Annotated in this window: 3 protein-coding genes; 2 read left to right on the forward strand and 1 reads right to left on the reverse strand. The window is 64.3% G+C overall.

The annotated features are described in order from the left end of the window. The coding region (locus AC1VAN_RS22490) for a hypothetical protein (RefSeq protein ID WP_480986819.1) at nucleotides 1-213 on the reverse strand (213 nt) is incomplete at its 3' end. Between the two features lie 241 nt (nucleotides 214-454). Between AC1VAN_RS22490 and AC1VAN_RS22495 the strand changes: the two genes are divergently transcribed. After that, the gene (locus tag AC1VAN_RS22495) at nucleotides 455-994 is read left to right on the forward strand and encodes a GNAT family N-acetyltransferase (protein ID WP_032975848.1); all 540 of its coding nucleotides are present in this window, start codon (nucleotides 455-457) and stop codon (nucleotides 992-994) included. Then, nucleotides 991-1,172 (forward strand): Rieske 2Fe-2S domain-containing protein (locus tag AC1VAN_RS22500; protein ID WP_480986820.1); only part of this gene is annotated, 182 nt, incomplete at its 3' end. The genes AC1VAN_RS22495 and AC1VAN_RS22500, both read left to right, overlap by 4 nt.

The raw sequence follows: 1,172 nt of genomic DNA on the forward strand, positions 1-1,172 counted from the left end.
GTCATACAGGTTGACCTGCTCGCCAAAGATCTCGCCCTTCAAGGGCTCGACCAGGTCGCCGTACTTCAAGCGCTTGTCGTACTCCTGGCGCCAGGTAGGCACGATCTGGGCGGAGGCGGGAACCGGTGCCAGTACGCAGAAGGCCAGTGCTGTCAGAAGCAGGCCTTTGATGGCGTTTGCCGCGCGCGGATGAGCAATGAGCCGTGACTGCATGAAGATCCTCCCTGGATCGACCTTCCTTGAGAGCCCCGCCCACATCGCGCCACTGTCGATGATCAGATCGGACGGTACCCACTCCGGCAGACAACCACACGCTTGAACGCGGTGGGCGGGTACTGCTTCATTTATGAATGAAAAATGAAGATCATGTCAACAAGGCGTATCCGACACACTCGGCAAAGCCAGCCGAATCAGCAAGCTCCCCGCCCGCCCCCGCCCCACCTAGAATGCCCCCATGAGCACTCTGACCTTCCGCGCCGCCACGTCGGCCGACATCCCCGCCCTGATCACCCTGGTCACCTCGGCCTACCGCGGCGACGCCAGCCGCGTCGGCTGGACCACCGAAGCCGACCTGCTGGACGGCGCCCGCGTCGATGCCGAAGGCATCCAGGGCGACCTGGACCGCCCGCGCTCGACCATCCTGCTGGCCGAACGCGACGGCCAGCTCGTGGCCTGTGCCCACGTCGCCGACGTCGACGGCAAGGGCTACTTCGGCATGTTCTCGGTCGACCCGGCCCAGCAGGGCGGCGGCGTCGGCAAGCAGTTGATGGACGCGGCCGAAGCCCACGCCGCGCGCGAATGGAACGTGCCGGTGATGCAGATGACCGTGATCGACATCCGCGACGAACTGATCGCCTTCTATGAGCGCCGCGGTTACCAGCGCACCGGCATCAAGAAGCCGTTCCCGTATGGCGACGAACGTTTCGGCATCCCCAAGCGCGACGACCTGCGCTTCGAGATCCTGGAAAAGCCGCTGGCCGGAGCCACCGCGTGAGTGAGGCCTGGACCTTTGTCTGCGCCGGCGCCGAACTGCTGCCGGGCGAAATGAAGAGCGTGTTCGACGAAGTCACCGGTACGCCGATCGTGGTGTTCAACCTCGACGGCGAACTGTACGCGCTGGAAGACCAATGCACGCACGAGGAGTTCGAGCTGTCCTCGGGTGAGTTCAACAC

The sequence above is a fragment of the Stenotrophomonas sp. 05L44_2 genome (assembly GCF_056665995.1).